This window comes from Desulfoglaeba alkanexedens ALDC, assembly GCF_005377625.1.
In the GTDB taxonomy this organism is placed as follows: Bacteria; Desulfobacterota; Syntrophobacteria; order Syntrophobacterales; family DSM-9756; genus Desulfoglaeba; species Desulfoglaeba alkanexedens.
On the sequence record NZ_CP040098.1, the window covers coordinates 2,332,685 to 2,353,459 of the forward strand.

25 protein-coding genes are annotated in these 20,775 nt (G+C 58.4%); 22 read left to right on the plus strand and 3 right to left on the minus strand.

The features are described 5' to 3' along the window. The first annotated feature begins 147 nt into the window (after nt 1-147). From FDQ92_RS10545 to FDQ92_RS10560, 4 genes are read left to right on the plus strand one after another with little or no spacing between them, the layout of a single operon-like run. Nucleotides 148-522, plus strand: a complete 375-nt coding sequence (locus FDQ92_RS10545; RefSeq protein ID WP_137424844.1) for a response regulator transcription factor — start codon at nt 148-150, stop codon at nt 520-522. Between the two features lie 6 nt (nt 523-528). Beyond that, the gene (locus tag FDQ92_RS10550; protein ID WP_137424848.1) at nt 529-921 is read left to right on the plus strand and encodes a hypothetical protein; all 393 of its coding nucleotides are present in this window, start codon (nt 529-531) and stop codon (nt 919-921) included. Nucleotides 922-937: 16 nt separating this feature from the next. After that, the gene (locus FDQ92_RS10555; protein WP_137424849.1) at nt 938-1,168 is read left to right on the plus strand and encodes a DUF2914 domain-containing protein; all 231 of its coding nucleotides are present in this window, start codon (nt 938-940) and stop codon (nt 1,166-1,168) included. A gap of 6 nt (nt 1,169-1,174) precedes the next feature. Continuing rightward, nucleotides 1,175-2,611 (plus strand): diadenylate cyclase, encoded by a 1,437-nt coding sequence (locus FDQ92_RS10560; protein WP_137424850.1) that lies wholly within the window; start codon nt 1,175-1,177, stop codon nt 2,609-2,611. A gap of 81 nt (nt 2,612-2,692) precedes the next feature. Here FDQ92_RS10560 and FDQ92_RS10565 read toward each other — a convergent pair whose 3' ends face one another. Continuing rightward, on the minus strand, nt 2,693-3,001 hold the full coding sequence (locus FDQ92_RS10565; RefSeq protein ID WP_137424851.1) for an AIR synthase-related protein: 309 nt from the start codon (nt 2,999-3,001) through the stop codon (nt 2,693-2,695). A 5-nt stretch (nt 3,002-3,006) separates the two neighbouring features. Between FDQ92_RS10565 and FDQ92_RS10570 the strand changes: the two genes are divergently transcribed. Next, complete coding sequence (locus FDQ92_RS10570) at nt 3,007-3,210, plus strand: hypothetical protein (protein ID WP_137424852.1); 204 nt, start codon at nt 3,007-3,009, stop codon at nt 3,208-3,210. A 248-nt stretch (nt 3,211-3,458) separates the two neighbouring features. Here FDQ92_RS10570 and FDQ92_RS15275 read toward each other — a convergent pair whose 3' ends face one another. Next, a complete protein-coding gene (locus FDQ92_RS15275; RefSeq protein WP_170180300.1) occupies nt 3,459-3,860 on the minus strand; it encodes a hypothetical protein in 402 nt (133 codons plus the stop codon). 69 nt (nt 3,861-3,929) lie between these two features. On the opposite strand from FDQ92_RS15275, the gene FDQ92_RS15280 reads away from it, so the two are divergent. From FDQ92_RS15280 to FDQ92_RS10630, 12 genes are all read left to right on the plus strand, one after another. Next, complete coding sequence (locus tag FDQ92_RS15280) at nt 3,930-4,559, plus strand: DUF2325 domain-containing protein (protein WP_170180301.1); 630 nt, start codon at nt 3,930-3,932, stop codon at nt 4,557-4,559. 22 nt (nt 4,560-4,581) lie between these two features. Continuing rightward, nucleotides 4,582-4,959, plus strand: coding sequence for an STAS domain-containing protein (locus FDQ92_RS10580; protein WP_137424854.1), 378 nt, complete (start codon nt 4,582-4,584; stop codon nt 4,957-4,959). 103 nt (nt 4,960-5,062) lie between these two features. Continuing rightward, entirely contained in the window at nt 5,063-5,632 is a 570-nt protein-coding gene (locus tag FDQ92_RS10585) for a metal-dependent transcriptional regulator (protein WP_137424855.1), read from the plus strand. A 156-nt stretch (nt 5,633-5,788) separates the two neighbouring features. Next, nucleotides 5,789-6,160 carry a hypothetical protein gene (locus FDQ92_RS10590; protein ID WP_137424856.1) on the plus strand — a complete coding sequence of 124 codons (372 nt, stop codon included), beginning with the start codon at nt 5,789-5,791 and terminating at the stop codon, nt 6,158-6,160. A gap of 143 nt (nt 6,161-6,303) precedes the next feature. Further along, entirely contained in the window at nt 6,304-7,293 is a 990-nt protein-coding gene (locus FDQ92_RS10595) for a helix-turn-helix transcriptional regulator (RefSeq protein ID WP_137424857.1), read from the plus strand. Nucleotides 7,294-7,499: 206 nt separating this feature from the next. Further along, nucleotides 7,500-8,504, plus strand: a complete 1,005-nt coding sequence (locus tag FDQ92_RS10600) for an ABC transporter substrate-binding protein (RefSeq protein WP_170180302.1) — start codon at nt 7,500-7,502, stop codon at nt 8,502-8,504. Between the two features lie 10 nt (nt 8,505-8,514). Beyond that, complete coding sequence (locus FDQ92_RS10605; protein WP_137424859.1) at nt 8,515-9,300, plus strand: DUF3450 domain-containing protein; 786 nt, start codon at nt 8,515-8,517, stop codon at nt 9,298-9,300. Next, nucleotides 9,297-10,790, plus strand: coding sequence for a DUF3450 family protein (locus FDQ92_RS10610; RefSeq protein ID WP_137424860.1), 1,494 nt, complete (start codon nt 9,297-9,299; stop codon nt 10,788-10,790). The genes FDQ92_RS10605 and FDQ92_RS10610 overlap by 4 nt, the downstream gene beginning before the upstream one ends. Before the next feature lie 26 nt (nt 10,791-10,816). After that, on the plus strand, nt 10,817-11,407 hold the full coding sequence (locus FDQ92_RS10615; RefSeq protein WP_211341245.1) for a MotA/TolQ/ExbB proton channel family protein: 591 nt from the start codon (nt 10,817-10,819) through the stop codon (nt 11,405-11,407). Then, nucleotides 11,404-11,826, plus strand: a complete 423-nt coding sequence (locus FDQ92_RS10620) for an ExbD/TolR family protein (protein WP_137424862.1) — start codon at nt 11,404-11,406, stop codon at nt 11,824-11,826. Before FDQ92_RS10615 ends, FDQ92_RS10620 begins: the two co-directional genes overlap by 4 nt. Then, on the plus strand, nt 11,827-12,534 hold the full coding sequence (locus FDQ92_RS10625) for an energy transducer TonB (RefSeq protein WP_137424863.1): 708 nt from the start codon (nt 11,827-11,829) through the stop codon (nt 12,532-12,534). Beyond that, on the plus strand, nt 12,534-13,769 hold the full coding sequence (locus tag FDQ92_RS10630) for a tetratricopeptide repeat protein (protein WP_137424864.1): 1,236 nt from the start codon (nt 12,534-12,536) through the stop codon (nt 13,767-13,769). Before FDQ92_RS10625 ends, FDQ92_RS10630 begins: the two co-directional genes overlap by 1 nt. Here FDQ92_RS10630 and FDQ92_RS10635 read toward each other — a convergent pair whose 3' ends face one another. Beyond that, nucleotides 13,770-14,093 (minus strand): hypothetical protein, encoded by a 324-nt coding sequence (locus FDQ92_RS10635; protein WP_137424865.1) that lies wholly within the window; start codon nt 14,091-14,093, stop codon nt 13,770-13,772. A gap of 194 nt (nt 14,094-14,287) precedes the next feature. On the opposite strand from FDQ92_RS10635, the gene FDQ92_RS10640 reads away from it, so the two are divergent. The 5 genes from FDQ92_RS10640 (at nt 14,288) to FDQ92_RS10660 (ending at nt 20,411) form a co-directional block, all read left to right on the plus strand. Then, nucleotides 14,288-16,258 carry a TonB-dependent receptor plug domain-containing protein gene (locus tag FDQ92_RS10640; protein WP_137424866.1) on the plus strand — a complete coding sequence of 657 codons (1,971 nt, stop codon included), beginning with the start codon at nt 14,288-14,290 and terminating at the stop codon, nt 16,256-16,258. Nucleotides 16,259-16,288: 30 nt separating this feature from the next. Next, entirely contained in the window at nt 16,289-17,185 is an 897-nt protein-coding gene (locus FDQ92_RS10645; RefSeq protein ID WP_137424867.1) for an SAM-dependent methyltransferase, read from the plus strand. Beyond that, entirely contained in the window at nt 17,182-18,627 is a 1,446-nt protein-coding gene (locus FDQ92_RS10650) for an APC family permease (protein WP_137424868.1), read from the plus strand. The genes FDQ92_RS10645 and FDQ92_RS10650 overlap by 4 nt, the downstream gene beginning before the upstream one ends. A 26-nt stretch (nt 18,628-18,653) precedes the next feature. Beyond that, nucleotides 18,654-19,433, plus strand: coding sequence for a hypothetical protein (locus tag FDQ92_RS10655; protein WP_170180303.1), 780 nt, complete (start codon nt 18,654-18,656; stop codon nt 19,431-19,433). A 108-nt stretch (nt 19,434-19,541) separates the two neighbouring features. Further along, nucleotides 19,542-20,411, plus strand: a complete 870-nt coding sequence (locus tag FDQ92_RS10660; RefSeq protein ID WP_137424870.1) for a hypothetical protein — start codon at nt 19,542-19,544, stop codon at nt 20,409-20,411. The last annotated feature ends 364 nt before the right edge of the window (nt 20,412-20,775 follow it).

A 20,775-nucleotide genomic window follows, 5' to 3' on the forward strand; every position in this document is an offset into this window, starting at 1 on the left:
TAAGTCCGCCCCGTTTTAAACTCTGCAGGGTGAAGGATAGGCCGTCACCCTGCAGAGTACAGCGTCTTTCCCTGCATTCAGGAGATAAAACGTATTGTCGGGAGAAGCGGGGATCTCAGATAAAAAGGGGGGAAGCAAGGATCCGGCATGACCAGGATATTAATCGTTGATGATAATGAAACCTTAACCGGTCTCCTGAAGGAAATGTTAGAGACAGAAAGAATCTATCGTGTGAAGACGGCCGTGAATGGCGAGCATGGCTATGCCGCCTTCCTCCAGTTCAAACCGCATATCCTCATTACCGATATCGAAATGCCGGTGAAAAACGGCCTCGAAATGGTAAAGGAGATCCGGGCACATCATCCCAGGGTAAGAACGATCTATATGAGCGCTGACCTGAACCGGTATCGAGCCCTCCTTGAAGAGGAGAAAATGAAATACCATGCGGATTTCTTGGGAAAGCCCTTCTCTTGTTCTGGGGTGATAGGATTGCTTAATGAATACCAGAAAGAATGGAGGTAATAAGGGATGAAAAAGCTTACGTGCATGTTTATTGCGGTGATGATGTGTCTTGGTTTTGCAGGTGGTTTTCTTGGCTGCGAAACACAGGAGGAGGGCTCTCCGCACTCACAGTCAGAAAAGATAGCACCGGAAGTGGAGGAGACGATACCCCCCAGAATTCCCCCTGGTCCAGCGGAAGGACAGCCCCAGGAGTCTCAAGGGGCCGAAATGACAAAGGTGACAGGGATAATCAGCGACATAAGTCCTGATACCGGCCGGGTGCGAATAAGAGATGCAGCCGGCATGGAACTGACGTTAACCGCTGGTTTGGGTGTAGACCTTAAGGACTTTAGTGTGGGCGATCAAGTAGTAGTGGAATACACCCGTGACATGGTTATCAAGGCAATCACCCAACAGTAAGCGTAAAAAGTAAAAAATGAGTCTTGAGGCTCTGCCTCATCCTGGGGCAGAACCTCTGCCGGAAGCTGTCACCGATTTCCAGATTCTATCGAGCTGTCCTCAGATCCGCCTCAAAGTGAATCCTTCGCGGTGGGCTACCTACAGCCTGATTCGGCTCCGGGAAACCGACAAGGGACCCTGGCGCGTGGAAATTTCGGATGAACGCAACAACCTGTTGGGCACCGTACGTTTCAGCATAACGGATTGAGATGCAATGTCTCAGTTTTGGGCCTTCATCGGAAGCATCCGCTGGCAGGACCTGGTCGATATCACATTCAACAGCTACGTACTTTTCCGCCTGTACGTCCTGTTTCGGAACACCAACGCCTTCCGGATCCTGGCGGGCATCGCATCGGTGTGGCTCGTCCAGGAAATGGCCGCATCCCTGGGACTCATCCTGACCAGCTGGGCACTCCAGGCCATCACAGCCGCAGCCGCCATCATCATTATCGTGGTTTTCCGAAATGAAATCCGTTCGGTGCTCCAGGCCCGTAATTTCAAAGCCTTCTTCTGGGGTTCGCCGCTGCGCGAAACACCCACGCCCATTGAAACCATAGTCGACACGGTTTTTCAAATGGGCAAGAAGCGCATCGGGGCACTCATCGTCATTCCGGGAAAAGAAGACCTGCGGGAACTGGTCCACGGGGGCATCCCCTGGAACGGCACGGTTTCTCCCGAAATGCTCATGAGCATTTTCTGGCCCAATAATCCGGTCCACGACGGAGCCATTGTCATCCAGGGAAACCGGGTGGTTGAAGTGGGTGTTCTCCTGCCGCTTTCCCAGCGCCAGGACCTTCCCACCTTTTACGGGACCCGGCATCGTGCGGCCGGCGGCCTGGCCGAACGGACCGACGCGCTGGTCATCGCCGTTTCCGAAGAACGGGGACGTGTGACGGTGGCCAAGGACAATTGGATCAAACCCGTACTGCAACCGGAAGATCTCGCCCATCTTCTACAGGAACACCTGAATATTTCCAAAGACGATGGAGGAGACAAACAGCGCAGAGAACGAACCCGACTCGTTGTGGCCGCGCTGCTTTCGTTCATCGTCATGACGGGCATCTGGTTCGGATTCACCAGGAGCCGCGACACTCTGATCGCACTGAGCGTGCCCATCGAATACGTGAATCGTCCGTTTCAGTACCAGATCCTTGAGACGTCGGTCACGGAAGTCCACCTACAACTACATGGATCAAGTGCTCTGCTCAAGTCGCTCAAACCCGAACAGGTGGCCGTGAGGGTCAGCCTAGCCAAGGCGGAAGAAGGGCGGAACGTGTTCCCGATCACCCAGGAGAACATCATTCTGCCGCCGGGGGTCTTCCTCCACTCCGTCAATCCCGCCACCGTTGAAGTAGTATTGGACACGCCCGCATCGAAGGTGGTCCCCGTTCAGGTGGATTGGACGGGGCGGCTTCCGGAAGGATTGATCCTCTCCGAAATGGCTGTCGAACCCGAAAAGGTGGAAGTCATGGGCGGAAAGACGCTGCTCGAAAACATTCACACCCTTTATACGGCCCCCGTCCGACTGGACAACCTGTCTCGCTCCGGCACCCTGAGCGCCGGGATCATCCTTTCACCTTCGTCCCTGAAGCTCGCACCGGGCACCAGCGACACAGTTACCATCCGCTACATCGTCTCCGAGGAGCAGTAATAAGCGGCGGTCGGCCCCGTGAGCGTCAGGATCAGGGCGCGGCGGGACACGACCGGTCCGGGCACACGTCGGTGAGTCCGATCAGGCCATCCGGATCTGTGGGGCCCCCGGTTGCCTGGCGACGATTTCTCCAGTCGCGTAAGACGGATAACCCATGCCGGTGAGCCTTCCCGCCACTTCCTCCGAGTGCTCTTCCTTGGCCACCAGGACGTATCCGATGCCGCAGTTGAAGACGTGAAACATTTCTTCTTCGGAGATGTTCCCCTTTTCCTGGAGAAACCGGAAAATGGGCGGAACCGGGCAGGAATCGCTCCGGATGACGGCCTGGCAGGTTTGCGGCAAAATCCGTGGGATGTTCAAGCTGGTGGGAGGGCAGGGCTGGAAGGTCATCTGGCATGCTCCGGCGCCTGTACGATTGGATGCGACTCCGGGCCGACCCCCCTACTCACACCATATACGCCCTGTTCATTCTGACCTTCTGCGAACCCTGCTGCTTTCCCATTTCTCTGGATGTGCTGGTCATCGGCCTGGCCGAGTTCACGCCGATTCCCTACAAGCCTTTCATCATTTTCAAGCCCGAGAAAGTTCTTGACTCCTAAGTAAGTTAGACCTATCTACCTGTCTAAGGTACAGCAGATCCGCCGCCGTTGTCGATCTCAGCGGTCTCGGCGAAACTTTTCATCTTCCGGAGAAGAAAGGATTTTCAACAATGGATACCTGCCGTGCGGATTCCGATGCCGTCCGTGGATGGTGGCCTCCGGGAACGAGTCTTCCGCTGATGCCAGCTCCCGAGAAGCCGGTGCTGGCACCGATTTGGCTATGGCCGCCTAACTGGCAATGCCCGATGCTAGGGGTGGGCTTGAGCATCGGCGAGCAGCGCCGAATCTTTAAGCGCCCCCAAAAGACCCGTCGCATGGATGCCTACGACTTGCATCAGGCCTTGATGACGGCTGTCGGCGATGAAAACAAAATCTCCCGGCGGATCGATCGATTCCTGCAACGCAAGTTTCAACGCACGATCGCCGAGACCGCGTCCCTGCCTTGCGATGAATTCCTCGAGCGTTGGCGGCGCGAGTGGCGGGGCTCTCAGTGGCTCGGTCTCTTCTACGTGGCCGCCGCCCGTCAGGACTTGAGCGAAGAGACGCGCCGAAAAATCTATGGATGCATTCACATGGCCGGCCATCAGACGACCGGCGAACTGCTGGCGGCGCGCCGAGAGGTTGAACAACAGCGGCAGACCAATATTCACCTCGCCCGTGCCTTACGGCGCTTTCGCGAGAAGGAGCAAGAGCGGAAAAAGCATCGGCAGCGGCACCCGATGACGCCGCGGAACATCCGCCCACCCATTCCGGAAACGGCTCGGGCGGGTCATGCGCCGCCGCCGATCCCCGTCCCCGCCAACGGCACCAGCCAGCTCCAGGCGGAAGTACACCGCCTGGAGCGTGAAAAGCAACACCTGGAAATTAAATACTTCGAGCTTCGGTCCCAAAACGCCCAATTGGCCGAAGATGTACGGGATCTCATGACCCAACTCGCCACCCTCCTGGCGCGCCGTCAGCGTTGCCGACGGGACGAACTACCGCAGGAGACGCCCGCCCCGGTATGCCCTCGGCGGATCCTGATCGTGGGCGGCATGACCAAATTGCAGCATCTTTATCGAGACTTGGTGGCAGCCGCCGGCGGGGAGTTGGATTACCACGACGGATACCTGCGCCAGAGTACCGACAATCTCCAGGCGCGCATCGCCCGCAGCGATCTGGTGATCTGTCCGGTCAACTGCAACAGTCACAACGCCTGCAAGCGGGTCAAGGGCGTCTGCAAGCGGCTCAAAAAACCGTTGCAGCTGCTTCCATCGGCCAGCCTGAGCGCCATTGCCGCCGCCTTGCACGGCTCGGCCTCTCCGGACGACGCTACGCTGCCGCCTGGTCGTCAAGACACTGCCAATTGACCACCGCAAGAGGAGCCCCTCCATGAGCACAACCTTCAAACTGGCGACCGAACATCGTGGAGACGCGCTTTTCATCTTTCTGACAGGCGACTTTGACGGCGATTCCGCCTGGCAGCTGATTCATGCCCTAACCCGGGCGAGCGCCGATATCCGCCGGATCACCGTTGACACGCATCGCATTCGCCGGGTGAAGCCGTTCGGCGCCGCCTTGTTCGGCAACTTGCTCAAGGGTAAACTGATTCACGGCGGCCGAATCTATTTTGACGCCATCCCGGCCGCCAGAGCCAAGGCGGAAGGCCACCGGCTCTTAAGCGCCGCTGGGCAATACGGTATCAGCGGCGGGCGGATGCCGCAGCACGGCTTCCATTCGATACGTCGGCAAGGAAGGAAACGCCAGTGAAATGACCTTTGTCGTTGTCACGACACATGGCGTCTTGACCTCACCCGCCAACCGGATTAGAAAAATGTATCAAAAGTAAGCCCATCAAATTAAGGAGACGATCATGGATCCATCCAAATCCGGCGGTGGACGTTCCCCCGGACCGCTGACTTCCGTGATGGAAGACTACCTGGAGGCGATTTTCGACCTGGACCAAGCGCAGAAGGTGGTGAGAGTCAAGGACATCGCCCGCCGCATGGGGGTCAAGATGCCCACCGTGACCAGTATGCTTAAGACGCTGCATGATCGGGGACTGGTCCAGTACCGCAAGTATGAATACGTCGACCTCACCGCCGCGGGCCGGCGGGTGGGCAAGGAAATGCGCCGCCGTCACGGGCTGCTCGCCAACTTCCTCACCGGAATCCTCAAGGTCGACCCGGCCACCGCGGACGAAGAAGCCTGCCGCATGGAGCACAGCCTGAGTACCGACACGTTGGAAAGGCTGACCGACTTCATGCACTTCGTGTGCGACTGCCCCCGTGCCGGGGCCAACTGGCTCGAGCGTTTCGAGGAGTATCGCCGCCGGGGATCTCCGCCCGAGGACTGTCCCGAGCGGTCCGCCGTTTTCTCCGCTCAGTTGAAACAGCGTATAAACCGGGAAGATCCGAAAGACGTCAACGACATTCAATCGTGACCGGGTACGGAGAGCATCCCTGAGGAAATGTCGTCCGCCGGCATCTTCTCCCGCCTCAGGGTTACGTGTCGATTTATTCCTTTGCAGCCCGAAAACCCGGCGGACGGCTTTCTTATACTTATGTTACGCTTTACTGACTTATTTGGGAGTCTAAATATGCCGACTGATTGCCGACAGTACACAGATAACCTGTCCGACATGATTCAACCCGCTACCGTCGAGGGGGACAAGACCCGCCGCAACGAGCGCGCTGAAGTCCTGGCGGCCATCGCCGACAGTGTTGCCCGCCAGCAACGGGAAATCGAGCTGCAACAGAATCTGGTGGCTCTGGCACTGCGGAACTGCCCGCGATCCGGCGGATTATCGGCGCTGGCGGCCGACTGTCCCCTGCGTTCACGGGAAAAGCGACTCAGGGAAGCGATCCAGGAGGCCATCGAGGTGCTGGAATCCACCCGCCGGGCCTTCAAATCCAAGCAACTCGAAATGTTACGCAAAAACCTGACGGCGGTATTGATCGAAACAGACTGAGAGCAGGCGCGGCACGATCGTCTTACGGTTTCCACGCCCTTGGGGGTGGTGGAAAAAGTGAAGGCGAAATCCGATTCTCTGAGAAAACGGGTTTCGCCTTTTTTGTGTTTTCAACAACGATCGGAGCGGAAAGGAGCCTTGCGTTGGAGCAGATTCCCATGCAACGCGGGATGAAAGAGAACATCGAAAAGAAAACGGTCTGGAACTGGCCGGGCGGCGGAGTGGCCCTGCGTGTCTTCAGAAAAACCGAAAGCAGGCGATCCGATAACGACGCCGGCTATCCCGCCGGGACTTGTCGCATGGTCTTTTGCATCCAGGGATGCCTCCTGCTTTGTCCAAGCGACGATGACAGTCCGACAGGATACCGAATCACTCCGGATCAAGCTGTTTTGTTCTACCATCCCCGACCACATGCGCCGCAGGATGATACTTCCCAATGTGCTCGGATGCTGTCAATTCATTTTTCAGCGCGGCCCTTGCTTGAGTGGCTGGGCGACACCGATTTGGAAAGGCGGTTGAAGCGCGCCGTCGAAGCAAACCGGCCCCTGCGCGTGATGAAATATCTCAACGCCGAGACGGTCGCGGCATTGGCGCGGGCCGTTGCTTTCATCGAGGGCGGCTGCGGCCCGAGTCTGCAGGCGATGATTGGCTTGTTGGAATTGGTCTGGCGGTTTGCCGGCAGCCCCGATCTGACAGTCGCCTCCGGCGTCCGCGATTCCGACCGGCACGCGCTGGCCGGAGTGTGCGCCACCTTGGAGCGCAACCTCGATCGTCCCCCGTCGCTCAAGGCGCTCGCCGCCCAGGCCGGTATGAGTGTCTCCAAACTCAAACTTCTCTTCCCGCAAGTCTACGGTATAACGCCTTACGCCTATCTGCGCCGCTTGCGCATGCATAAGGCTTACACCCTGCTGACGACCAGCGGCATGAACGTCACCGAAGTCGCCCTGGAGGTGGGTTACAGCAGTCTGAGCCATTTTTCCCGAACTTTCGCCGAGTGCTACGGGGTGTTCCCCTCGCGGTTAAGGCTGTCGAAACCTTCAGCGGAAAGCGACTCAATGAAACCCGACCGGCATCCAGCTGAATTCTATAGCTTTTCAGAAAAAATAATTTCGCATTCGGCCGCGAGGGAATGATCGGGACAAATTGGCTTTGCGGGATAATTTTATGGCTTCTCGGGTTAGACAACTCTAATATAGTTCGATACTTTTTCCTTCCTGATGCTGGTGGAAGCGCGCGGCGATTCCCGCCACGCCATGTTCCGGCCCACAAAAGGAACAACGTTGTGGACAAGGCCAAAAACGATACCTCTCGGAGGCGTAAGCAGGAAAGGGCTGTTTTCATGCACGTAAAAAGACATCCTCAGTCGTACCGAAAATCCCTGTCGCGCTCGGCGGCCCTGTGCGGGTTGGTCGCAGCGCTCGTCGCGCTGTCAACCCATTCGGCCATGGCCGGGTGCGCCGCGCCGGCCTTGGAACGGTCGTCGCTGGTGGTGATCGGCGATCCAATCGCCGCCGTCTGCTACCGGCTGGGCGTGGCGCCGCTGGCCTGGGTGGGGCGCCGCTCGCTGATGGAAAACGGCGACGTGCTGGCCGCCGCCTCCGAAACTCTCGGCTGTCCCAATGCCTTCTGCGGTCCGCGGCAGGAGATGGCCCTGAAGCGGATCGTCGAACTGGCGCCCGAAAAACTCCTCATCACTCCGCCCGACTGCAAGTACCGGCCTGACCTGTCCTATGAAAAACCGCTGAAGCTGCTCAAGGAAGCCGGTTTTCAACCGGTATTCATCGATTTTGCCGGCGGACCGGAGCCGGCGGTGCGGCGGATCGCGGCGGCCCTCGATCGCGCCGAAGAAGGCGAGCGGCTGGTCCAGACCTACGAGAAGGGCATGCGGCGCGCCCGGAATTTCATGGCCCGGGTTCCGGCCGGCCTGCGCCTGGCGGTGGTTGCGGGGACCTTCCAGGAGGCCACGGGCAAGTCCTTTCTACGCCTTGAGGCGGCCGGCGGTTATTCGGACGATTTTCTGCTCAAGCCGCTCAGGGCGGTCAACGTGGCCGCCGATATCACGGGCCCAGACGTGAAAATCGAAAAGGGGCACATCGCCTTGCGCAGTCTGGAAAAGGTGCTGGAAGCCCGTCCGGACGCCATCGCCGTGACCGGGGACCCGCTGCCTGTTTTCCGGGCCATGGCCGAAACGCTGGCCCATCGTCCGGACTTGGCCACGGTGCCGGCGGCCAGGCAGTTCGCCGTTTATCCACTGCCATTCTACGCCGGAACCGATCCGTTGGCCTACCCCGAGGTGTTGACCCGCTGGGCGCTGGCCCTGGCGCCGTTTGAACCCGCCAAATGACGGAGGAACGATGACGCTCCGCCGCATCCAAGTCAAGAGGGTTTGCTCCGTCGGCCTTCTGTTCGGTCTGCTGTTGGTTCCGCGGCCGGTCGGGGCCGCCGAAACCGGGGACCGGGTCCGGCAGACCGTCGAGCAAACCATTGATGTCATGCAAAAAGCGCAGCAGCAGGAAGACGCCTGGGCCGGACAGAGGGCCGACCTGCTGGCCCGGTTTCAATCCCTGCAAGCCGAAAAGAAGCGCCTCGAGCGCACCCGCGAAGGGCTGGAACAGCGCCTTGCCTTCGAAGAAAAGGCGTTGCTCGAGGGCCGGCGAAAAGCCGAAGGCGCGCGATGGATCGAACACGAGCTGCAGGGTTATCTCGAATCCGTCGTGGCGCGCCTGGAGGAATTCATCCGGAAAGACCTGCCCTTTCTGCCGGCGGAAAGATCGCAGCGCATCGCATCCGTGAAGGAATGCCTCATGCGGCCGGATTCCGGCGTCGCGGAAAAGTACCGCCGGGTCATGGAGGCGCTGCAGATCGAGGCCGATTACGGCCGCAGCGCCGAGGTGGTTCAGGACCGTGTGGTCATCGACGGCAAGCCGCTGATGGTGGATATCCTGAGGCTGGGGCGGATCGCCGTCTTCTGGCGCACCCCGGACGGAAGCCGGGCGGGCCATTTCGATCCGGCCACGGGAGAATATGAACCGCTGGATTCCCGATACCATCGCGAAATCGAGAAAGCGATGCAGATCGCACGCCGGGAGCGCACCACGGATCTGGTCCGGCTGCCGCTGGGGAGGATTGTCGTCCAATGAACGGACAAAACGGTGGGGCGACGAAACGCGCCAGGGGATGCAAGGCATCAAGCGTCCGGCGTTACGCTGTAGCGGGAACGCTGGCGCTGGTGGGCCTGTGGCTTTGCACCGGACCGGTTGCGGCTGAGGACATGCGCGCCGCCTTGCAAAAGGCCAAGGCGCGCTACGAGGCCGCCCTGGCGGAAGCCCGCGAGAGCCAGAAACGCATCACCGAGGACCGCCGGCTCCTCGAGCGGGAAGTCGCGCTTCTGGAGGGCCAGGTCGCCGCGCTCAAGGCGGACATCGACGCCGGCAACGCCCGCATCGAGGCCCTGGCCCGGGAGCGGGCGGCGTTTTCCGAGCGGCAGTCGGAAGATGAATCGGCCCTGCGGGAACTGACCGGCTCCATGCGGGTGGTGGCCCGCGACCTGGAAACCACCCTGGCCCAGTCGCTGCTGACCGCTCTGGCACCGCAACGCCTCGACGCTTTGAAGTCGATGCTGGACAAGGACCATTTCCCGGGTCTCGACGATGCGAAAATCATGAGCGATCTGCTCTTCGAGGAAATGGCCTTTTCCGGCGAGGTGGCGCTGCGCAAGGGAAGTTTCATCGGTCGCAACGGCAACGAAACGCAGGGCGATATCTTGACCATCGGTAAGTTCACGGCGGCCTACAGGGCTGATGCGGAGGTGGGCTTTCTGAACTATTCGGAAGAAAACCACCGGTTTTTCGCGCTTTCGTCGCTCCCGCCATGGTCGATCGGCCGCAATCTCAAGGCCTATATGCAGGGGGATACGGATGAGGTCACCCTCGATATTTCGGACGGCGCCGCGCTGAAGCAGATCACCCATACCAACACCCTCATGGACCAGATCCGCAGCGGCGGCCTGCTGGTCTGGCCCATTCTGGCCATCGGCGTCTTTGCGATTCTCATCGCGGTGGAGCGGGTGTTTTTCCTCAAGGGGGTCCATGACAACACCGACGGGGTGATGGGCCGGGTCAACGACCTGGCGATGCAGGGCCGTTGGGAGGAGTGCGACGCCGTCGTCAAACAGAAAAAAGGGCGGCCGGTTTACGACGTCCTGGAGGCGGGGCTGTGCGCCCGGGGAGAAGATCGCGAAACGCTGGAGAGCATTCTTCAGGAGGCGATCCTGAAGGAACTCCCCCGGCTGGAACGGTTTCTGCCCATGCTCAACATGATGGGCGCCATCGCTCCGTTGCTGGGGCTGTTGGGCACGGTGACCGGCATGATCACCACGTTTCACGTCATTACGCTGTACGGCACGGGGGACCCGCGCATGTTGTCCGGCGGCATCTCCGAGGCCCTGGTAACGACGATGCTGGGCCTTTCCGTGGCCATTCCCATCATGCTCACCCACACCTTCCTGAGCCGGCGCGTCGAGCATGTGGTGGGCGACATGGAGGAAAAGGCCGTGGCGCTGACGAACATCATCTACCGGCAAACGGTTGTGGCGGAGCGCCGGGCTGTTTCCTGCGGCGTTCCCAATTAGGCGTACCGCTTTGCTCGAGGATGCCGATGGACTTTGTGGCCCAAGTCTACGCGTACCTTCAACCGGGCGGGATCGTCATGTTCCCGCTGGTGATTTCCTCCGTGTGCATGTGGGTGCTCATCATCGACCGGGTCCTTTACTACCGCCAACTGGGCCGGGATGATATCCCGCTGCGGCAGGCCGTGGGGATGCTTGCGGCAAAAGCGGCGCCGGCCGGCGCCACCGGGCTCAGGGCCGGTGTGGTGACAGCCTTTCTTGCGGAGCGCACCGGAGACCGGGACCTTGACAAGAAGATCCTTGACCGCTGCGCCATGCGGGCCAGGCCGTCGATCCGCAGGGCCCTGGCGCTCATCGCCACCCTGGCCGCCGTGGCGCCCCTCTTCGGACTTTTGGGGACGGTAACCGGCATGATCACCACCTTCGACGTGATCGCCCTGTTCGGCACCGGCAACCCGAAAGCCATGGCCGGAGGCATTTCCGAAGCCCTGATCACCACCCAAAGCGGTCTGACGGCCGCCATTCCGGGGCTCTTCATGAGCACCTATCTCATGCGGCGCGCCGGCCGGCTGGAAGGCCGGCTCGACGAAACGGTCGCCGTGCTCAAGAGGCATCTATGATCAACGTTCGCCAATCCATCCGGGGGAGCCAAAAAACCGCCGAGATCAACATGGCGCCGCTCATCGACCTCGTGTTTCTGCTGCTGATTTTCTTTCTGGTCACCACGAGCTTTGTCAAGGAGACCGGCATCGACGTGGAGCGGCCCCGGGCGTCGACGGCGACCCTGAAGGAGGCGGGCAACATCCTGGTGGGAATCTCCGCCGAGGGCAGGGTCTTTCTCGATTCAAAGGAGGTCGATGTGCGGAGCGTCCGTGCCCATATCGAACGGTGTCTGGCGGAAAATCCCGAGGGTGCCGTGGTCATCGTCGCCGACAAGCAGAGCATCACGGACATGGTGATCCGAGTGATGGATCAATGCCGGCTGGCCGGAGCCCGTAACGTGAGCATCGCCGCTTCGTGCTCCGATGCCGAGGGATAAATGGACGCGAGGACTTTCCGCAGAGCCTGGATCGCCGTGTCGGGCGCGCTGCTGGTCAATGCCTTTTTGCTGGCAATGCTTCCTTGGCCCGTGAGGCAGAAGTGCGTCAAACCGGATCTGGAGGTGGTCATGCCGGTGCATCTGGTGCAGATCCGGCATACGAAGCCAGCGCCTGCCGGACCGGAGGAACCGCCGCCGGAGCAAAAGGAAGCGCCGAAGGCCCCGGAAGAGATTCCCGCTGCTTTACCTGACGTTTCGATCCGCCGGCCGGTGCCGGATACATCGCGGATGAGCCTGGAGGTTCCCTCGCTGAACTTCGAAATCAATGCGAACCTCGCCGGAGGGGTGGCAGTGGCGCCGCCGCCGGCGGCGGTCGGCCCTACCGTTTTTGCATCGGCGGCGGCCAAGGCCATCTGGGACCAGGGCGAAGTGGATCAGGTGCCGGTGCCCGTGTCGCAGGTAAAGCCGCTGTATCCGTACCGCGCCCGGCGGCTGCAGTTGGACGGAAAGGTCAGGGTGCGGTTTCTCGTCAAGGAAGACGGACAGGTGAGCGGGCTCGAAATCGTGGAATCAGTTCCGCCCGGCGTCTTCGACGACAGCGTGCGCAGCGCGTTGGCCAAGTGGAGATTTTCTCCCGGGAAAGTCAACGGCAAACCGGTTTGCACCCGGGTTGCCACTACGATCGAATTCAAGTTCGAGGATGAGTGATGAAAACGAGATCGCCGCAAGAAAAAGACCGCCCTACCGCGTTTGCCGCCGCTGAAGCCGGATGGAAAATGTTCGGCCCTTGCGCCCTGGTGGCGGCGATGATGGTGTGGGCCGCTGGATCGCCGCTGGCCGCCGACCAGGGCGGCGACCTGCCGCAGGCGGTGCAGAGGGTGGTCTACGAAGCCCAGCAGGACATGACGGCCGGGAAGTACGCCGAGGCCGAAAAGAAGCTGTTGGCCTACGAGCGTTCGCATCCGGACGCCCCGCACTACCTGGTGGCCTTCACTCTGGGAAATGTTCTTTCGTACCAGGGCAAGAACCAGGCGGCGCTGGAGCGGTACCGCGCCTGCGCCGAGTTGAATCCGGGATTCGGACCCGTCTGGCAAAACCTCGGCAAGACCTGTTTCGACCTCAAGCAATACCCCCGGGCCGGAGAATATTTCTTCAAGGCTTGGCAGACCAGTGAGACGAAAGACCCGAAGCTCCACTACCATGCCGCCGTGGCCTGGATGCTGGCCGGCGAGAACCAGAAGGCCCTGGCGCATCTGGAATACCTGGTTTCGGGGGATGCGGGGCGGCCCGAGAAGCAATGGATCGAGGCGCTGCTGAAGGTCAGCCTGGACCTCGGCCGCGACGACAAGGCCGTCGAGGCCGTACGCAGTCTGCTGGCGAAGGAAGAAAACCAGCCACGCTGGTGGAAGCTGTTGGCTCAGCTTCACGCGCGGCGACAGGAGTACCGTAAGGCCGTGAGCGCTTTTGAAGTCTACGCATTGCTGGTCCCCGCGCTCGGTCGTGAGGATGCGATCCTGATGGGTGACCTGTACAGCGCCATCCACATTCCCCTCAAGGCAGCCCAATATTATCGCAGCGCCCTGGCGATGCAGGACTGCCCCAAGCTGCGCAAGAAGCTGGCGGCGGCCTGGCTGGCCGCCCACCGTCCGGACGAGGCCCGCGAAACGATGCTCGCCGGACCGGAGCCGCTCTCCTGCCCCCGGATCTGGTTGGCCCTGGGCCGGACCTATTACGATCGGGGTGACTGGGAAAAGGCCCTGGATGCTTTTTCCCGTAGCGCCCGTCTCGCACCCGAGGACGGTCGGGCGCACCTGATGCTGGGGCACTGCGCCCTGCAACTGCAGAAGAAGCAAATCGCCGTCGCGGCCCTGCGCAAGGCCTGCGAGTTCAAGGAATACCGGCGGCAGGCCGGCCGGCTGCTCGAAGCCACGGCCGCGCTCTGATCAGAGCAATTTTACCAGAGTGGCGATCAAGGCGGCCTGAGCAATGAGCATTCCCGCTACCCAACGAATGATGCTTGCCTTAGATTCAGCAATCTCTTTTCTTAGCTCGGCCCTTAGCAACTCAATATCTTTTTTGAGTTCGGCACGTACCGATTCAATATATTTCGTAAGATTGCTTTCGGTGGTTTTCAGGTCAGTTGTAGTAGCCAGATTTTCTTCGATGGTCTCCCGGAAGACCTCGGCAATCTCCTTTGCGCATGCCTCCGGGAGTCCGGCAGATTTAAGGCGATTGTAAATGCTTAAGGTATCAATAGTGCGCAGCATGTTATAGATCTTTTTTTGATTTCTCCAGCGAAACAGCCGCCGGATAAGAGATTTAGATGCTAACTAACATAGTGATGTTCCATTGTCAATACTTAGCTTTAGGTACAGGCCATGTGTATATCATTTGTGTAAAAGGCAAAGGCCGCGCATCCGGCAAAGAGTAAAACCGCTTTTCCCACGGAAGGAGGCTCCGTTTGCAGAGAAATCTCCTCACGGGGCCGCCCCTCGGTTTTTTTTATCAAGGCCGGGGGTCATTGTCAATTCAGGAGAAAAGAGAAATGAAACAATTTAAACTCGTATTATGTATATTAACTTTCATTCTTCCATTTAGCTTTTTTGCACAGGCGCAGGAGGTAAAAGAGCTTGGGAAAATCGTGGTTACGGCCACAATGACAGAAAAGGAGATTGAGAAAGCCCCCGGCTCCATTGAGGTAATTACCTCTCAGGAGATAAAGGACATAAACGCCCAGACTATAGCCGAGACATTGGAGATAGCCACCGGACTTATTGTTTCAGATGAGAGCGGAAGAGTAAAGGGACTCAGTATACGTGGCACGGGAAACAAACGTGCTCTGGTATTGATTGATGGAAGAAGATTTTCTTTAGGTTACAAGGATTCTGTTGATCTAAAACAGATTCCCATTGATATGATCGAGCGTATCGAAGTGGTCAGAGGCCCGACCTCCGCGCTTTACGGAAGCGATGCGATAGGGGGTGTTGTAAATATCATTACTAAAAAACCGCCAAAAGAGTTCGCAATGGGGGCTACTTTTCAATATGGTATGGATACCTATGGAGAAGGTGAGGAACCGATTGTCAGGGGTTATCTTGGGGATACATTAGGACGTTTTGGATTCCTCTTTGCCGGAAGTTACCTGGATAAAAATGAATGGGATAGAGATGGCATAATCCCTGACGATGGAGATGACGAAGATCTTGGTTCGATAAACGGACGTTTATCTTTCGAACTGACTGAGCATCAGAAACTCCTTGCAGGATTTGAATATAGTGAACTGGATAGAGAAGGGCTTAGATTTTATGAAGGTCTTGACAGGGAAAGAATAGCCGAGGACACGAGACAAAGCTATTTCTTGCAATACAATGCCAGGCCGAATCCCCTTTTTAATTTTGAGCTCAGGGCCTATCACTCCGGACATGAAGATGATGTAAAGTTCTCACCCTTTGCGGAAACCACTCCCGAGGAAGATGCAGAACGTAAGCTGGATCAGGTAGAAGGTCGTTTCACGGGCGTTCTTTTTGAGAAACATATATTCACCGCGGGTTCGGAATTTAGAAAGGAGGAAATAGATATTGACACAGGTAGTGAGGATATAGATAATTTTAGTATCTATCTGCAGGATGAATATCAGATTTTTGACCCCTTATATCTGGTTCTGGGCGTCAGATTTGATGAACATTCCGAATTTGGATCGGAATGGACCCCCCGTTGTTCGTTAATATACAAAATCCTTCAAAATCTTAGATTCAAAGCGTCTTATGGGACCGGTTTTCGCGCCCCCGGTCTCTCCGAACTTTATGTTACTTCCATGAGACAGAGAGGAAAGAAGGTTTATGAATCTAATCCGGATTTAGATGCAGAGACATCAGAGAGCTATGAAGTCGCCATCGAAGGAGAATATAAAAAGTCATGGGGTAGGATTACCGCCTTTAGAAATGAGATAGAGGATTTGATCGAACCTGTCTGGTATAAATCAACAGGCAAAGGCAAAAATAAGAAAGACTATTACAGATACGAAAACGTTTCTGAGGCTACTACGCAAGGCGTGGAGCTGGAATGCGGCTTAAACCTTCCTCTGGGCTTTTCTTTCTCAGGGAATATGGCCTACCTGGATACAGAAAACGAAGACACTGATAAGGATTTGGAAGGGGAGCCGAAATATAAAGGACATCTGCAATTGGGTTATCGATATCCTGAATTTGGACTTCGGGCTAATGTCCGAATGGATTACATCGGCGAACGCTACTATGCAGAGGGAACAGAAGGTGGCTATAGCCTTTTTCACTGCTTCCTATCCAAAGAAATTTCTCAGTACATGGAGGTGTTTGCCGGGGTCAATAATATCTTCGACAAAAGAGAGGAGAAGGACGAAGTCGTATACGTGGAGCCGACGTATTTCTATGGCGGCCTGTCCATAAAATTTTGATCGAAAGAACGGAAAGCATAGGAAATAAAGATGATTATCTCGAAAAAACGTGCGCGCGCAGTGCTTTCAACAACGCTGACCACCCTGTGCTGCTGGACTATTCTGTCCGTTTTCGCGGTCGCGGGGCAAACCGCAGGCCTCGGCCGTTTCTGCCTGGTGAGCCTCGGCTGCGGCGATCCGGACAACATCACGCTCAAGGCGGTCAAGACGATCAAGGCCTCCGACATCCTCTTCTGCTCGGAGCAAATGAAAGCCGCCCATCCGGAGCTGATCGCCGGCAAGCAGATCTATCCGCTGCCGAGTCTGAAAATCCACAAACACTTTCAGGCGTTGAAGGCCGGCTTTTTCCAGGGCGCCAAGGCCGGGAAGGCCAAGGACCCGGAGATCGAAAGGAAGATCGAAGAATTCAGGCGCATCGTCACCGAGGCCGTTCAGGCCGGCAAGAACGTATCGCTGCTCGATTACGGCGATCCGTGCATCTACGGTCCGTACATCTGGACCATGCAGGTGCTCAAAGATCTCGATCCACTCATCGTGCCGGGCATCAGCAGCTTCAACGCCGCCAACGCCGCTTTGAGAACAGGCGTCACCTTCGGCTTCGAGGCGCACTCGGCCGTTTTGACCAACGCCGCCGACCTGAAGGAAGGCTACGACGGGGCCGACACCATCGAGCGGATGGCCGCCACCCGGTCCTCCATGGTGATTTTCACCATGTTCGTGGAGCTCGATGAATTGGTTGAAAAGCTCTCCCGCCACTATCCCGCCGACACTCCGGTGGCCATCGTGGTCAAGGCCGGTTACGAAAAGGAACAGAAGATCATCCGCGGAACGCTCAAGGACATCGTGCAGATCGCGGCCAAAGAGGGAGATATTTCTTTCGAGCACCTGATCTACGTCGGCGATTTTCTAAATGGCCAGGCCGCATGATGCACCACGACGGCAGCGGTGAGCTGAAACGCGAGATCGGCCCTTTTTCCGCCGTGAATCTGGTGATCGCCAACATGGTGGGCACGGGGATCTTTACCACCTCCGGGTTCATGATGCAGGCGCTTGGCGATCCGGGCGCCATGCTGCTGTGCTGGCTGGCCGGCGGGCTGTTCGCCCTTTCCGGAGCCCTCTGCTACGCGGAGCTGGGCGCTAGGTTCCCCAGAGCCGGCGGGGAGTATGTCTTCCTGAGGGAAAGCTTCGGCTCCGCCACCGCCTTTCTCTCCGGCTGGATCTCGCTGGTGGTGGGGTTCTCGGCGCCCATCGCCGCCGCGGCCATCGCCTTTGCCACCTATCTGCTGCGGGTCCTGCCGGCGGGCGGCATCCCAGCCGGTGCTCCGGGCGCGATGCCGCTTTCCGCGGTTTCGCTGACGGCCTCGGCGGCCATCGTGCTGCTGACCCTGGCTCATACCCGCAGCCTACGGCTGGGCAAAGGCGTCCAGAACCTGTTGACCCTCTTCAAGGTCGGCTTCATCGTCTGCTTCATCTGCTTGGGCATCTGGAAGGGAGAAGGCTCGGCCGCCCATTTCGCCTCCGGCGACATCACGGGCAAACTCTTGGATGCGCGTTTCGCCGTGGCCATGATCTTTGTTTCCTTTTCCTTTAGCGGATGGAATGCGGCCGCCTACATCGGCGGTGAAATCCGCAATCCCCGGCGCAACATCCCTTTGGCGCTGATCGCCGGCACGTCCATCGTCATCTGCCTGTACCTGCTGCTCAACGGCGTTTATGTCTGGGCGCTGTCTCCGGCGGAAATGTCCGGGATCGTTGATATCGGCGCCGCCGCGGCCGCCGCCCTGTTCGGAGACGCCGTGGGCCGGTATCTGAGCGCCGCTATCGCAGTCGGTCTGCTGTCCACCCTGAGCGCCATGATCGTTACCGGCCCGCGGGTTTACTACTCGATGGCCAAAGACGGCATGTTCTTTCGCCTCTTCGGCAAAATCGATGCCCGGCACCAGACCCCCGGCAGGGCGGTCTGCCTGCAAGCCGGCCTTGCCGTCTTCATGGTGCTGACGGCCTCCTTCGAACGGCTCCTGCTGTACATCGGATTCACCCTGTCGCTGTTTTCCATGCTGGCCGTGGTCGGCATGATCAAGCTGCGACTGACAAACCCTGGCCGTGTGCCGAGCTACCAGACCCCGGGCTACCCGGTGACGCCGCTTGTTTTCATCGCCGGCAACCTTTGGATCATCGGCTATTCGATCCTCACCCGCCCGGTGGCCGCGCTCTGGGCGCTGACCACCATCGCCGCCGGGATGCTGGTCTTTTGGCAGTTTCGCAGACAAGACGCGCAAGACGGGACCGCGCCGGAGGTCACCTGGATCGGAGAAGCTGCGCCGTCCAGCCCGGCGATGCCGGAACCGAAACCGCGAAGCAGATTCTGAAAGAGATCTTCATGGAGGCGTCGTATATGGATCAGATCGCAAGAGGATTGTACCACGGGGCCATGCTCCTGTATCTGTATGGGTTTGCATGGCTGTGCGCTGCAAACGACCCGATCCGCCGGAGTCGCGCGACCTGGATCTTCTGGTCCGCGCTGGCCGTTCTCACAGTTGCGGTCATACTCTACGCCGTTGTGCGAAGGGGCATCCCGATGGACGTGCCCACCCAGGATGCGCTGCTACGTTCCTGGGGCCTGGGCCTGGTACTGGTTTTCATCTCGGCCAGATACAAGGAACGGTTGCTTTTGCTGGCCGTCGGGCTCGCCATGGCGCTGCTGTTCGTTTTCGCCTTTCCCATGCCGCTGCCCTCGAAGATGAGGATGCCCCCGTTTCTCTCCAGGGGGCTGGCCCTGCCGCTGTCCGTGCTGATCTACGATGCCGCTGCGGTCGTCTTTGCGTATTGCTTCAGCCTCTCGGTATTTTCCCTCTTCCGGAAGAAGCCGGCGCCGGGACATGCGTCCGATGGCGCCCCGTCCAAACCCGTTACCGCCCGGATCGGTGACTGCGCGCTGTGGGGCCTGTTCATTTTCACCGTTTCCCAGGTCACGGCTTTCATCGGCAACCTCATTCATCACGGCACGTACTGGGAGTGGAACCCGATTCACCTGACGCTTGTCTCGGTCTGGATGCTCTATGCCGGGATGGTTCACCTGCGTTGGGTCAACAGCATTTCGCAAAAGACATTGCCTGTGGCGGGCATCCTCGGGTTCTTCACCATCCTCGGCTTTCAGGTCATCCGGAGGCTTTAGCAGTTCATGCCACTTTCGAGGTTTACGGGTCCGAAGGCTGTTAGGGCGGACGGGTTTGCACCCCGCTCCTGCCATCATCAAAATGCCCCAACACAGGAGATTCGAACAGTGAAAACCAATGCTTCACTTTTCCGTCGATGGCTGGACCCCCTGGCCTCGGCAAGGTTTTTCTTCTGGCTTGCGATGCTGATCGCCGTTCATTTCTATTTGGCGGCGATCCTGTTCAAGACCGGGTTCGACGGTGCGGGCTTCATGAAGCTCAACAACCGGCTCCTGCTCGATTGGCTGTTGCAGGACGCCGGCGCTCATCCCATGGTCGCCACCTGGCTCGTTTTCACCTACATCCTGTTTTTCATCCTGGCGGTCAACATCTGCTGCCGGGTCTGGGTGGAGTTCGATTCGCTGCGCATCGCCGCCAGGGCAAGCGCTTGCGAAGCATCCGGACCGAATCGCTTCCTGCTGCGGAAAATCTTTGTCTTTTGCATTCACTTCTCATTCATTCTGATGATCTCCTTTTACGGCCTCTCCTCGGCGACCGGCTTCAAGTTCATCGGACCGGCGCTCAAAAAGGGAACCGTGCTGGAGCATCCGTCGCTTCCCTACGCCATCGAGTGCCTGGAAATCGACAAGGCCGGCAAACAGATGGAGAAGCCGCGCATCGTTGTCAAGCCGGCCGGCGGGCCGGTCGGATCGGAATTCAAGATCCCCGGCTGGCACGATGGGGTCTACTACGATGTGTGCACAGCCATGGCTTCGCCCGCGAATAAAACGGCTCCGGGTGAAAAGCCGGCCCGGGGGCTCCAGTTGCAGCTTCTGGCCCATCGCTTCAACGTCGTTCTCTTCGTTGTGGTCCTGGGCCTGTGGTTTGCCGGATTTTTCGGTTTCATGCTGATCCGGTTCCGGGACATCGATTGGTTTGGTCGTCGTAAACGAAAAGATACCCGCGGCATTGCCAACTCGCGGTGTGTGCCTCAATGAAATCTTGGAAACTGAAAGCGACCGGGCCGCCCCGCCGCGCTTCGGCCCGGCTTCGTCCTTTTCTCCATCGCCGAACCTTTGAATAGGTAACTTTCGGGGATGCATTTCCGGCCCTCCGGGTGATCGGATCAGGCCGGAAGGGCAAATTTTTCGGCCGCATGGGTTAGATTTATCAACCAAACGTTGATATCTCTATCCTACCTGGTCACTATGCCAGCAGTTTGATCATTGAGGCAACGATCAACGATACCCGTGGGGACGCCGGCTTTTCGGGGTTGATCGGGCCTTATGATCATTTGTCGGCGTTCTTGGAACCTTTTTAAGAAGAAAATCGAGTTTTAATCGAAGATGAAAGGGAGCATGG